The sequence below is a fragment of the Desulfamplus magnetovallimortis genome (assembly GCF_900170035.1).
Taxonomy (GTDB): domain Bacteria; phylum Desulfobacterota; class Desulfobacteria; order Desulfobacterales; family Desulfobacteraceae; genus Desulfamplus; species Desulfamplus magnetovallimortis.
In genome coordinates this window covers 110302-123929 of sequence record NZ_LT828542.1, presented here as the reverse complement: position 1 = coordinate 123929, position 13628 = coordinate 110302, and the positions used below count along the sequence as shown (strand labels likewise).

Sequence of the window (13628 nt, the reverse complement as noted above, 5' to 3'; positions counted from 1 at the left end):
TTAATCTTGGGAATCCTGATTCAGACAGTGTTGACAAGGCTTACAAGATCATAGGTGTCGACTTTGAGTACATAATTTTATGTCAATCAGGCGTTTGGACAATCTCCTGTGCCAGGGCCGTTACCAGAACCATCCCCAGGACCATTTCCACCATTGCCTGTGCCATCCCCGGGGCCGTGTCCGCCTTTACCATTGCCGCCTCTGGCAAGAATAGGTGAGTGGATTACAGACTGGGTAATGCTGCAATCTCCAGGGCCGTTGCCAGTACCGTCTCCAGGGCCATTTCCACCGTTGCCGGTTCCATTTCCGGGGCCATGTCCGGCAAATGCTGGAACTGTTATCATGAGAGCAGTTGCGCCAATAATAGTTGCTTTTTTCAATACAGATTTAATTTTCATAATAGTCTCCTGTTTTAAATGTGATTAGTATTTGATGCTCGCTGAACTTGTCATCACATATAATCAGGAAGCGTGCCAGAAGGTAAATTTGTTTTTGAAATGCTAAATTTATTGTTTAATTTAAGATGTTTATAAATTTTTGTATTGATGAAAAAGATAAGGTTAGAGGATGTTGAGTTTCGACATTCTTTTAAATATGACGACAATAATGTCGAAAATAATAAGGTGATAGATAGATAATGTCAGCCATTCTTATTAGTAAGATCAGGATTTTACCTTGACATTGGAGGGTACCTTATTATTAACTCAGAATATACATCTTGATGGCTTTTTCGGCAGTTATTTCATTTGTCTAAATCAGGATAACAAGGATGAAAAGGATGTTCAAGATATATCATCCTGCCTTATCTTGTTAATCCTTATTCAGACAGTGTTGGCAAGGCTAACAAGATCATATCTGTTGACTTTGAGATTAATGACACTATTAGGTATTTCGATTTATAGAGCCTTCACTTTAATCAAGGTATATCTAATTATGGAAACAATGAAATCTAATGAATCCCTGATCAGCCGCATTCGTTCACTTGAAAGAGAAAACACTGCATTGGTTCAGAGGCTGGGGGCAATGGAAGAAAAATTCAACAAAAGTGAAGAAATCCTGTATCAAATAACCAATACAATGCAGGAAACTCTTTCCGTGATAAACCTTGAGGGGGATTTTCTCTACGCTAATGACAATGCAGCATACAACATGGCTGACAGTAAAGGTCATTCCATTGTCTCCAGAAACATAAAAGAATTTCTTCCGGAAGATTATGCTGAAAATTTAATCAAATTATACAGGGACGTCTATAAATCGGGAAAAGCCTATACACAGGAAATTCTGATCAAACTGAACAAGGGTGACACCTGGTTTTTTAACACTCTGAAACCCCTTAATTATGGTTTGCAGAAAGTTCCGGCGGTTTTATCAGTGTCACTTGATATCACAGAACGAAAAAAGATGGAGATTACCCTGCGTGAGAGTGAAGATAAGTTCAAATATGTTTTTGACAATTCGATGATTGGTATATCCATAGCATTACCATCCGGTGAGTTCTATGCAAATAATGCTTTTTGTTCAATGCTTGGATATTCCAGGGAAGAAGTAAAAAATATCCCATGGCAGAAGGTTACACATCCCGATGACGTTGATTTATCCAGTAAAGTAATAGACTCAATCGTTTCTGGTGAAAGAGATTCTGTCAAATTTTTAAAAAGGTATATTCACAAAAACGGATCGGTGGTATGGGCAAATGTTGCGACCACACTTCGCCGGGACGGGGAAGGAAAACCTCTTTATTTCATAGCATCGATTAATGATATCACTGAATGGAAAAAAAACAGGGAGCAGAATCGCCTGTACTATCAGCAGATCGAAAGCATCTTCCGGTCGGCTCCTGCCGGTATCGGAATGGTCTCAAACAGAATTATTATAAAAGTCAACAAGCGTGTGGAAGAGCTGTCAGGCTATTCAGAAGAGGAACTGATTGGGAAAAATTCCCGAATTTTCTACCCCTCTGACGAAGAATATGAATATGTGGGAAGGGAAAAATATCGTCAAATAGCTTTACACGGAACAGGTACTGTTGAAAGCAGATGGAAAAGAAAAGATGGCACTCTCATTGATGTACTGATGAGTTCAAGCCAAATTGATTTGAATGACTACTCAAAGGGGTTTACTTTCACTGTTCTGGATATATCTGAATCAAAAAAGGACAAGGCTGCGCTGTTGCATAGTGAAAGAAAGTATCGAACCATGATGGAGGCGTTTGAAGATCCTACCTACATCTGTTCTCCGGACATGCATATTGAATACATGAATCCAGCAATGGTAAAGTGGCTCGGCAAAGATTCCACAGGTCAACTGTGCCATAAGGCTATCTGGGGTTCAGGTGTGAAATGTTCCTGGTGTATTCATGAAAAAGTTATTGCGGGAAAGGTGACTGCCATTGAATTTCAAAACCCTGCAACAGAAAGATATTACCATGTTTCAAGCGTTCCCATTCATAACGATCAGGGGGGCTTCTCTACACTGACCTCATACAGAGATGTCACTGAAGTAAGACATTTGCAGTTAAAGCTTCAGCAGGCCCAGAAGATGGAAGCCATTGGTAGTTTGGCTGGTGGTATAGCCCATGACTTCAACAACATCCTCTTTCCTATTGTAGGTTTTGCCGAGATGCTGACAGAAGACCTGCCACCTGGAAGTCCGGAAAGGGCAAACGCCCAGGAGATTCTTTGTGCCGGCAAGCGAGCTGTGGACATCGTAAAACAGATACTTGCCTTCAGCCGGCAGCAGGACAACATGCTGATTCCCACAAAGGTGGAGCAGGTAATAAAAGAGGTTATAAAACTCAGTCGTGCAACAATACCCATGAACATAGAAATTCTAAATGATCTCCAGCAGGATTGTGCAGATGTAATGGCAAATTCAACGCAACTTCATCAGATAGGTATGAATCTCATCATAAATGCCTACCATGCCGTGGAAGAGAAGGGTGGGCAGATTATGGTTCAGGTAAGAGAAGTTGTATTAGGTTCTGTTGAAACAGCAGAGATGACAATCCAGCCAGGGAGATATGTGAGGCTCTCTGTTGCAGACAATGGTGTGGGTATTCCATCTGAAAATTTGAAAAGAATTTTTGATCCATACTTCACTACAAAAATGACAGGTAAGGGTACAGGGCTTGGTCTTGCAGTGGTGTATGGTATTGTGAGAGAACACAGAGGAGATATCAGGGTAGATAGCAAAATCGGCAAAGGAACAACCTTTGAAATATATTTTCCCCTGATTGAGAGAAAACAAGTCTCCAGTACGAGTGCTGTGCAGTGCAGAGATTGGAGTGAGACAGAAAGAATAGAAAGAATACTTCTTGTTGATGATGATACAGTCATAGCCGATCTTGGAAAACAGATGCTTGAAAGGGTTGGTTATACTGTTAATGCTTTCACAAGCAGTGCCGACGCATTGGAAGCCTTTGAAAATTCTCCAGACGCCTACGACCTTGTAATAACGGATATGTCAATGCCCGGCATGACCGGAGATCTACTTGCTGGAAAACTGCTTGATATCAGACCCGGTTTGCCGATTATTATCTGTACTGGTTACAGCGAAAGGATGGATAGAGAGATTGTAAATAAAACTGGTATCAGGGGATTATTAATGAAGCCTGTTTCGATGTCTTCTCTGTTAAAAGAAGTTCGTAGAGTTTTGGATTGTGAAGAGTGAAGATCATAATTTCTTAAAGTCCACACCTATTCTTTTGAACCTTCTCAATATTGTCTGAATCAGGATCACCAGGATAAAGCAGGATTATCTACCCCGAACATCCTTTTTATGCTGATTATCCTAATTTAGATAAATGAAATAAAAGCTTCAAAAAAAGACATCTTTCATATCGACTACAAAAGTAGTTTACACTTTTCTGAAAATTTTGAACCATGATTAAAAGGATTACAGGATTAACATGATTATAATCAAGGTAATCCTGTAATCAAGAAAATCATGGTTCAAAAAAAGTGTAAACCGATAAATGAAAGATGCCCAAAAAAAATAAAATTTCGATTTTGAGTATATTTGGTATGGAAAGATTGTTATTTCGATGGAGTAATTGCAACACCCCTTGACGTGAAAGATATCCCTTGCTGTCCCTGTGTACCTATCATAATGCATTCGATAACAGGAGGATTCACTGAGCTTTGTGATTTCCATTCAACAATAAAATTTGCACCTGAACCTCCGGTTTCATCCTTTTCCGGAACAACATACCGGATAGATTCCAGAGGTTTCAGGGTTAATGGCTCTTTGAGATATTTTTTTAATATATGACCCTGTGTTTCATAGTAATCAACTGTTGTGATTTCAATGGGGTGCGCCAGATCTATATTTCGGACGCTGAGAGTGACAGTAAGAAGGAACGGGCGTTCTGTATTCCCAATATAAATATGAGAATAAGCAGGAACATAAATTGCCTGGCCTTGGGAAAGGTCAAAACCAGTTTCAGCAATTGCAGGTAAGGTAACAAAAAAGTATATGGTTACCATTAATAATTTATAGGCATAAGTTTTTATGTTTTTCATAAAATATCCAGATGTCCCGTATTTTGGGGGCAGATTTTAAATCTGTCTCGGTTGTTTAGATTCTAAATCTGTCCCCATTAATTTACCATTAATTAAAAGGAGAATTTGTTTCACACTCACTCATTAAGGCTTGTCAACATCTTCTTCTGCACCATTTGTAATCAAAAGGTTCTTTATCTTTATATAGCCTCTTCGGACAGCTTTCTGAAGAGGAGTAAGCCCGTCTTCATCTTTAATGTTAACATCTGCCCCTTTTTCAATTAGCATCTCCGCAGTTTTGATATCTCCTGACAGTGCAATCAAGTGCAATGGGGTCTGGCCTGAACGGTTATCCTTGACATTAACATTTGCACCTTGTTCGATGAGAAGCTTTGCTGTTTCTGTCTGTCCTTGCTGGGTAGCCTTGTGAAGAGGGGTCTGGCCTTCGTAATCTTTGGCAGCAATGTCAGCTCCTTTCTCAATTAAAACTTTGCCGGTACTGGTATCTCCGGAAAGCGCTATGAGATGAAGTGGCGTTTGGCCATACTGGCTCTCTTTTGCATTGACATTTGCGCCCTGTTCAATGAGAAATCGGGCGGTTTCAGTGTGACCTGTTGCTGCTGCAAGGTGCAGCGGTGTTTCATTGTCTTTGGTCTTTGCATTAACAGCAGCACCATGATTTAGTAGAATTTTTGCAATTTCAGTGTTTCCGCCAAGTGCAACTACATGTAGGGGAGTACCTGCTGGATACCATGCGTTTACATTTGCTCCGTTTTCAATGAGCAGAGCCACAATTTTAGGATCATTATTGTCAATGGCATATATGAGAGGTGATTTGCCAGTTGGGTCTATACGATTGATATCAGCACCTTGTGAAATGATCTCTTTAACTTTTTCAATATTTCCTTTTTTAATAAAAGTGATAAGTTGTTTGTTCAGCTCCCCGGTTTCCGCAAATAGTTGTGGCAAAACGGAAAAGATAAATACAGATGTGATAATCCAAATTTTAAATCTCATTGTTTTGAACGACATGTTTTTTTCCTTATTTTTTACCGTGAAAATGACTATCATTTTTATATTTGGGGGTGATTGATACGTAATCAATCATGCCCGTTTACTTTGCAATTGCTGGAAAGAGCTTGTTCAGGTGATCTTCAAACCGTTTAAAATCATTTTCAACATCAGGATTTTTAAGTACGTCATAGCAGGCAAAAGTCTCAAGTGGTGTCATTCCAAAGAATTTAAAATTGAGATGCGCCGGCAAAAACAGGTCATCAAGCCCTTTGCCTGCAAAAAATTTGTTTTCAGGATTGTTAAATGCATCTTTTGGGGCATTGAATGTTACAGAGATCATATACTTTTTTCCGGTAAGTGTTCCGCCTGAGCCATACTGCACAGAGTCATCCTGCCTTGTGCGGCCATCACCGGTGCAGAGTCTTCCATCCATCCCAGATGTATAAACAGTGTCCATATACTTCTTGAATGTCCAGGGGACACCCATCCAGTTGCATGGTGTCTGGAGAATCACCACATCCGCCCACATGTGTTTTTCAATCTCTTTTTCAACCTCATGGTTATCTTGCATGGAGGTTGTACGGATGCTGTAGCCTTTGTGCTCAAGATTTGCTGTGGCTTTTTCAACAAGGGTCTGGTTGAGGCGGCCTGCAGAAAACGGGTATGGTTCATGGGCATTTATTATAAATATGTTTGTCATGGCTCTCTCCTTTTTTCTTTGATTTTTTGAAATGAATCAGGTTCATTGACATTCTGATAAATATAGAACAGTAAAGAATCAAGTCAAGCTTGTATGATTTTGACAGGCAGTGAAATTCAAATACGTTTTTTTCTTATTAATCAGCATCTCTTACCAGACGTGCATAGTTGTAGATACGAACCGCATCTCCCTGGGGGCTGTTTTGAAAATAGTATCCATCTGTGATGTATGTGTACATTGAAAAGCTGCCTCCCTTTTGATCGCTGCGCTGGGCACCAGCGCCATGAACATCCAGCCAACTGTTTCCTACATATCCCAGAGCACGGCCAAAACAGATATAGGCGGCATGGTTGCCATCTCCGGAAGCTTTTGCATGGGTTGTGCCTGTCCAGAACCAGGGATAGTCATCTTCCCCATTTTCATTGGTGATTTTGGTGATGTTAAATACCGGATCAATGGCAGCAGTGCCGGTTGTGGCAGGTGATTTTTCGTAATTAATTATGCTTTGCATCTCCTTGGCGTTGGGAAGTCTCCAATCGTTGTAACCCAGGTAATATTCTTCGTTTTTTTCCTGAACCCAGGCAAAGGTTTCTTCCCAGTTCATACCTGTTTTGCTGTCGTCCTGAGCCCACATAAGTCCTGTTGCCTCATCGGTTATGGTACCATCGTTGTTATTTGTGAATATGTTGATTCCATAATCTGGATTGCCGCGCACAAAGTAAGCATAGTTTGTCTTTTGCATTATGTCGGATGAAGGGTAGCCCTTGATGCGACCGTCCGCAAAATTGACTCCAAATGCAGCCAGTTGATTTCCAAAAACATAATCAACGTATGAGGTTCCTGACCATGCCTGGGAATCAATGATTCGATCCCCCGAACTTGTGTCTCCGTATGAAAAGCCAAAATAGTCTGTATCAATGAAAGGAGTCAGATTGCCGGTCTCTTGAGCCATGGGGTTAGGATCTGTTCCGGAAAAATTTATAAGTGAGTAAAGCTCCTTTATTGTTGGGATACGCCAGTCATCATATCCACCGAAATTTTGGGCATTCAGTGTGTCAGGGTATTCCTGGAATTCTGAAAAGGTAAGTTTGTCATCGGAATCAATTTCACCATCACCATTTATGTCATATGTTTGTGTCCATGTAAGTCCTGTGACATTATCTTTTACTGTTTGCCCGTCACTTCCTACGCTGTAGTTTGGCTGATTGCTGTTAAACTGTGCATCTTGTCCATAAAAGGCATCTCCCTGTAGTGGTACAGGGATTTGGTTGTTGTCATCGTAGAAGGTTGTCTGACCTGTATCTACTATTGGATATTTAGCTTCTTCATGTTCGTTGTTTTCTTCTTGCTCATCAATTGACGCAGATGTTGTTGTTATAATCTGACTGCCAAGCATGACATTGCCGGACTGGATTGAAAGGGTAAGGGGTCTGTTGGTAAATGTAATTTCCTGATCCTGAGTAGTTGCAGGAATGTTAACAGTGGTTCCATCGCTTCCTTCAAGGTGGACAATGGCACCATGTCGGTAAACTGAAAAGATGGTGGATGAAGCCATGATTTCGATAGTATTATTGCCTGGAAAATGAATCAGAGTGACTTCGGCACCGCTTTCCACAGTGATGGTATTTTGCCCCTGTGTTCCGAAAATAATTGTATTTTCATCGCTTGGGGCTGTTGCATCTCTTGTTCCTGAATTAAGTATTAGATAGACTGTATTCTCTGAAAAGTTTCTGTAAAGGGGTAAGAGATCGGCTTGGTTGCCATGAGCAAGATTTGTGTTGGTATGAAAAAATATGCTGAAGACAAAGAGAGATATCGTAAGCTTTGTGAAAAAAATATGAATGGACATGTTACCCTCCTGTAGATAATGTGGATTTTAATTTGTTTTGCGGATTAGCTTCTTAAAGATGACAAGTAAATTAATCCATTAAAACTAAATCCTGAATGCCGTTTAAGGAATGAGTCCAAAATAACTTTCCCTTTCTCCCCCTCTCCAGCAATGGAGAGGGGGCTGGTGGGTGAGGTAAATTGGCAGGTTTTTCAAAACCGATTCCTAAGTTTAATATTATCTCACAGGAGGTGTTCGTTCAAGGGGGTATGGCTAATCCTCTATTTTTCCACACAATTCTCTTTATTGTTTGTTTTTTGTAAAGAGTTTTTGGCATTCTTCATATCTTCCCAAAGTCAGTAAAAGCTTACTGGGCAAGCTTTAGGGATGAAGGATCAAGCTTCCAATATAACCCTCCCTGAATTGAGGGATCAAAGTTGAATTTCGCCTGATATTTTACACCATCAATCATAATACAAGGCATATCAATATTCATGTCGGTCAGATTGACAGATGCACAATTTTCACTCCCCTGGGAAGCGTCTGAAAGTGAATAAATCCTCACGTTATCAACATATCTAAAGGCGGCAGTTGCCCAGATTCTTATCTTTTTAGAGCCAGGCTCTTCAAAATTTTTCCAAGGGGTTTCAATGGTCTCACCGACATAATTTGTAAAAGAAAATTTTACCTTATTATCCATATATGTCATTGCAACAGTGCCCTGGTGTGGGGATACTGTCTCCATTTCCGCCGTGTATCCAGTGGTATCATTAACGCAAACTCCCAATCCCGAGCTGCCACCCTGAGTTATTGAGATGGGTGAACCAAGGTTTATTGTATCTTTGGTAGTTGCGCCGTATTGTAGTCGCAACACGCCGGCAATACCATCTGTACCTGTAAATTCAACTGAAAAGTCCTTGCACCCCACACTGCCCTGTGTCCTTTCAAGATCCACTTCAACACGTATTGGAGGGGTAAAAGATTCATTTGTCTCAATGTAATCATATCCCTGTGGCCAGGTGAGACGCCCATCTTCAACATATATTTCAGGTGCGTCATTTAAAGATTCTTTTGTGCCCGTTGACCAATTTGACAAATTACTTGTGAAATCATCTGAAAAAATAAGGGTTTCAGCCTGGATTAAGGGAAGCATAAGAAATGATGAGATTAAAATTGTAGTAAAATAAATTGTTGCTTTTTTCATTTTGTCTTTCTCCTTAAGTATTGTGGTTGTATAAAAAATAATGCGGACAACCCGCAATATTATAAAAAGAGACGGCATATAGATATACCTGTCTGTTAAGCGGGGAAAGTGTTTAAGCGGTACGAGGGGGTAGATGGGAAAAAATCAAATGCCTGCATTTATCCCTGATTTGTTGTGATAAAAGTTCTGTGTTTTCAATTGATTATCGTATGAGGCAATATTTTGCCTGTTTAATCCTGTTAATTTTGGTTTGGGGTGTGATTATGGTTGTAATTATTTCCCCTTTTTTGTGTTTCTATATTTTAACAGAAATTAAAGTACTAAAATAATAATAAAAATGGAAGGCATTATTTTTTTTTACATTGAAGCTGATTGAAAAATAAGTCCGAAGGGATAGAATCTGATTTGTTGGTAGGAATAGGTGGTTATCAGAGCCACATCGACAAGATTTTGTCTATATGAAATTGTCGATATACTCAAAATCGACATCTTATTGCTTTTTCAGAAGTTATTGCAGTTGTCTGAACCAGGATAACCAGGATGCTCAGGATAGATAGGATGCTCAGGATAGATAGGATGCTCAGGATAGATAGGATGCTCAGGATAGATAATCCTGCCTTATCTTGTTAATCTTGGGAATCCTGATTCAGACAGTGTTGACAAGGCTTACAAGATCATAGGTGTCGACTTTGAGGATATAGTATTCCAGATAATTAAATTGATAATGGGAAAGTCTAACTATCTGTTATCAAGATTATTTTTTTGACAAAAAAATAAAATCTTTTTCTGCAAAGCTATAGTTGACCCCGCAGGGCAACCACAGGGGATTGCCCCAACAAGAAATGGCTGATAGAAGCTGAAGCAAGAATCTACATGCCAAGGATAAGGTTAATCGCTGCGATAACGTCAAGTATATCCACGGTGCTGTCGCGGTTCATGTCAGCGTTCTGGATTCCCTTTTCTGATAGATCAACCATGCCGGTGATGTGATTTATGCATGCTGCAATATCAAGAATATTTACCACACCATCCATATTTGCATCTCCCTCAAGTTCGGGATTGGAAACTGTCAGCAGAAATGCACGCATGATGCCGTTCTGAAGAGCATATCCTGCAATTTCTCCTTTTTCGTTTATATCACCTGCAAATTGAAGTACCACATCAGAATCTGTCGTGACGAGATCATTAAGATCTCTGAGGCCGTTTGATGAGTCATAAATAAAGGCATGGAACAGCGGTTCCTCTTCATTTGCATTCCACATGCTTCCCACCATACTGCCTGAGTTGTTTACAGCGCAAAGAACTCCATTGGGAAACAATGCAGGCATGGTAATGGCTACAGGAGAAGAAGCTGAATCGTTCCAGATATAAGGAAATGCTTCTGTGCCGATCCAGGGGTAGGAAAGGGAGTCAATATCTGCAAAAAGAGCTACACCTCCTATCAAACCGTTATCATTTATTATGGTTGCTCCCCACTCTCCAGAAGACAGGGCAGGATCTATGGAAAGGGGTATCATACCTTCGCTGCTGGTATATATGAACGGCCGAAAATTCCAACTGTTATTCTGGGCAACACCTACAACTTCTCCGGAAGAATTAACAGAAACCGCAGCACTGTAACCACCTTCAATATAGCCCGAAGTGTTCATTGTGCCCAGATCCTGAAAACCGTTTGTATTATCATATATAAAGGCGTGGAAAACAGACTCCACAAATGGCACAGGAATCTCTGCTGCTCCCACTACCTGCCCGTTGCTGTTGATGCCGATTGTTGTGCTGATATTGCCTTCAACATTGCCGGTGTGAAGATCAATAGGGGTGCCTGTTGCTATATCCCAGATAACAGCATGGGGATTTCCTTCATTGTTGGAAGAGTATCCGGTTATCTTTCCGTCATCGGTTATTCTCCAGCTTCCGCTGTCATAAAAGGCGCTGGCTGGGTCGATGGAGTCAAGGATCGTGATAGTGCCGTTATCCCATGCAAATGCGTAGTAGTTGCCATTAGAATCAATCATTGCCCCAACCACCTGACCAAGAGTATTGAGACCAAAGGCGCTGCTCATTTCATACCCCTGTGGGGGATCAATGATTGTCACTTCATACTCATCTGAAATTGCAGATGCTGTGATTGCGGTTATTAATGCAAATGATATTATAATTGCCAGGGCTGTTTTCATTTGAATCCTTCCTGTCATGGTTTTTCCTCCTTGAATTGTTGGTAGTGTCATAAAAGTGTTGATATCTTTTTGTGAAAGCCCTGCTGAATCAAGGTTTGTGAATAGCTCATCAACATATTTGGGGCACCACCGAATTGTTTAATGGATTGTGCAAGGCTGCCCGTATCCCAATGCGGGCGGGGCGCCTGTGTTCCTGGGAGATCTCCAGGGTTGTTAAAGCAATCTCTGATCCATCACTTTATTGTGCTATTTCAGGGGCGTTATTGATAGAGAGCAAGGATTGTTCCGTCATGTCTGACCAGGTAATTTCTCATCAAAATTCCCATGGAACCTCTATTTTCAGGGGAAATGAGAGTTTAAGTCTGGAGTCAAAATATTAATAAAAGTAAATCAGTTTTACGCTTAATTTTGATTGTGTATTCTATTATGAATGATTTAAAGTTTTTATGCGGCGGGAATGAAGTTGATGAAAGTGTAAATAAAGTTGACTGACTCTTTGACAAAAAGGGCTGTTAAAGCTTTTGGGGGGGAAATTGTGCAGAACAGTCTGAATGGGGATGAACGGGGGGAGGGATTATCTGCCAATATAACGGTATCTTTTATTCATTGGGTTACACTTTTCCTTAATCATTATTTTCATGATTAAGGGATTATCCTGATTTTTCATCAATGTTAATCCTTAAATCCTTTACCGTGGAAATGACTATCATTTTTATATTTTGGGGTGATTGATATGTAATCAATCATGCCTGTTTAATCATGGTTCAAAATTTTCCGAAAAGTGTAAACTGTTTTTGAGTTGATATGAAGGATGCCCTGTTGCCTTAATTAATCTGCTTTTCAAGCTCACCAACTATAGCCTGTAGCTCTTCAATGCTTTTTGCTCTCAGCTCTTCTTTGGTCGCTATCTGGCATTTCAGGACTTTTTGCAGTGCTGTTATGTTGCCGATCAGCTCGCCTTCTTGCCGGCCTTCTTGTAGTCCTTTTTGTAGTCCTTTTTCTTTTCCCAACATAAATTGTTCATATAAATCAGCAGGAAAATGCTCTTTAATAAACATCTCATGTGTGTATGGCATATGAACCCCCTCTAATGAATAGTGGTTATAAAGTGCATTTAAGTATGAACTGATCTTTTTAAGGAGCCAGTCATCCTGTTTAAGCCTTTGAGTGCTTTTTTCTATCTGCTCTGTTTTATTGGAAAACAGTCCAAGGACAGGATGGTCAAAATCATTTGTGACTATGAAACGAACAGGTGTAAGTATGTTGAAATCATAAATTCTGTTTTGTGAAATGCACTCAAGGAATAATGAGAGGTCAAATTCAACGGTTACTTCGCAGCCAAGCCTCTCAAAAAGGGGTGCTACCATCAAACCCCAGAGCCTGTGCCAGTCTGTTTTATCTGTTTCAGATTTCATGTATATAATTTAATCAGAGAGTGGGAATTTTGCAAGGGAAAAAAAGAGACTATTGAAGGATTATCTGGCATGGTTTTTCTTCCTTGAATGTTTGAATGAATTGTGCATGGCTCCCTATCTGTGCAGACAATGGGATTTTAACGGGTTTAACATCTGATGTATCCTCAAAATCGACATCTTATTGCTTGTTCAGAAGTTATTGCAGTTGTCTGAACCAGGATAACCAGGATGGATAGGATGCTCAGGATAGATAATCCTGCCTTATCTTTGTTAATCTTGGGAATCCTGATTCAGGCAGTATTGACAAGGCTTACAAGATCATAGGTGTTGACTTTGAGTGTATCACTTTATTGTGGTATTTCATGGGCGTTATTGATAGAGAGCAAGGGGTGTTCCGTTATGGCTGACAAGGTATTTTCTTATCAAAATTCCCATGTAGTGTACTGTCAACACTTAATTTTAGTGTTATCTGCAACGTAGAGACAAGGCATGCCTTGTCTCTACAATTAACCGAACCCTGTTTTTTTAGCTTTGACAATGCAGTAGTGATTTGTCAACACAATAGACTGTCAACAGTGTTGCAATCAGGATGGTTAAAAATAATGGGAAAAACACGCAATCGGTTGACCTGAAATGAAATTCATCTTATATATCAAGACTAATAGTCCTCGTCCATCTTGCCCATGCTGAGTATGATATAATATGTATGGCTGCGTTGTGAGCAGATGCCAAGAGTTGAAATCACTCCCTGTATTTCCATTCAGTGTCAAATAGAGATCTCCATGGTTAAG

Annotated in this window: 9 protein-coding genes; 1 reads left to right on the top strand and 8 read right to left on the bottom strand. The window is 40.2% G+C overall.

Annotated elements, in window-relative coordinates:
- Positions 1–86: 86 nt before the first annotated feature.
- Entirely contained in the window at positions 87–398 is a 312-nt protein-coding gene (locus MTBBW1_RS07330) for a hypothetical protein (RefSeq protein ID WP_080801351.1), read from the bottom strand.
- A 535-nt stretch (positions 399–933) separates the two neighbouring features.
- On the opposite strand from MTBBW1_RS07330, the gene MTBBW1_RS07325 reads away from it, so the two are divergent.
- Complete coding sequence (locus MTBBW1_RS07325) at positions 934–3669, top strand: hybrid sensor histidine kinase/response regulator (RefSeq protein ID WP_186441141.1); 2736 nt, start codon at positions 934–936, stop codon at positions 3667–3669.
- 365 nt (positions 3670–4034) lie between these two features.
- On the opposite strand, the gene MTBBW1_RS07320 is transcribed toward MTBBW1_RS07325, so the two are convergent.
- From MTBBW1_RS07320 to MTBBW1_RS07290, 7 genes are all read right to left on the bottom strand, one after another.
- Positions 4035–4520 carry a DUF3124 domain-containing protein gene (locus tag MTBBW1_RS07320; RefSeq protein ID WP_080801346.1) on the bottom strand — a complete coding sequence of 162 codons (486 nt, stop codon included), beginning with the start codon at positions 4518–4520 and terminating at the stop codon, positions 4035–4037.
- A 123-nt stretch (positions 4521–4643) separates the two neighbouring features.
- Positions 4644–5531 carry an ankyrin repeat domain-containing protein gene (locus MTBBW1_RS07315; RefSeq protein WP_186441140.1) on the bottom strand — a complete coding sequence of 296 codons (888 nt, stop codon included), beginning with the start codon at positions 5529–5531 and terminating at the stop codon, positions 4644–4646.
- Positions 5532–5613: 82 nt separating this feature from the next.
- Complete coding sequence (locus tag MTBBW1_RS07310; RefSeq protein WP_080801341.1) at positions 5614–6213, bottom strand: NAD(P)H-dependent oxidoreductase; 600 nt, start codon at positions 6211–6213, stop codon at positions 5614–5616.
- A gap of 136 nt (positions 6214–6349) precedes the next feature.
- A complete protein-coding gene (locus MTBBW1_RS07305) occupies positions 6350–8062 on the bottom strand; it encodes an Lcl C-terminal domain-containing protein (RefSeq protein WP_222424006.1) in 1713 nt (570 codons plus the stop codon).
- Between the two features lie 346 nt (positions 8063–8408).
- Entirely contained in the window at positions 8409–9245 is an 837-nt protein-coding gene (locus MTBBW1_RS07300) for a hypothetical protein (RefSeq protein WP_139786696.1), read from the bottom strand.
- An 869-nt stretch (positions 9246–10114) separates the two neighbouring features.
- On the bottom strand, positions 10115–11422 hold the full coding sequence (locus tag MTBBW1_RS07295; protein WP_186441139.1) for a dockerin type I domain-containing protein: 1308 nt from the start codon (positions 11420–11422) through the stop codon (positions 10115–10117).
- An 824-nt stretch (positions 11423–12246) separates the two neighbouring features.
- Complete coding sequence (locus MTBBW1_RS07290) at positions 12247–12837, bottom strand: RpnC/YadD family protein (RefSeq protein WP_080801332.1); 591 nt, start codon at positions 12835–12837, stop codon at positions 12247–12249.
- Positions 12838–13628 lie beyond the last annotated feature (791 nt).